The 276-nt window shown below is 71.4% G+C and carries 1 pseudogene; it reads right to left on the bottom strand.

Annotated features, from left to right (window positions below):
• Positions 1-276: pseudogene (locus H926_RS35255) on the bottom strand (nitrogen fixation protein FixI); the annotation flags it as partial.

The raw sequence follows: 276 nt of genomic DNA, 5'->3' as shown, positions 1-276 counted from the left end.
GCTGGCCAGCGCCAGCGCGACGCCGGCTTCCTGTGGCGTCAGTGCATCGAGTGCGCTGGCGTCGGGCACCGGGCGCCCCAGGGTGAGCGTGCCGGTCTTGTCGATCAGCATGCGGTCCACTTCGGCCAGCCGCTCCAGCGCCGAGCCGTCCTTGATCAGCACGCCACGCTTCATCAGCGCGCCCGCCGCGACCACCTGCGCCACCGGCACCGCCAGCCCCAGCGCGCAGGGGCAGGTGATGATCAGCACGGCGATGGCAATCACCAGCGCCTTGTA

It is taken from the genome of Novosphingobium sp. B-7, assembly GCF_000410615.1.
GTDB classification, from domain to species: domain Bacteria; phylum Pseudomonadota; class Alphaproteobacteria; order Sphingomonadales; family Sphingomonadaceae; genus Novosphingobium; species Novosphingobium capsulatum.
Note: the sequence above shows the minus strand (reverse complement) of the source record. Positions and strands in the feature narration are given on the sequence as shown.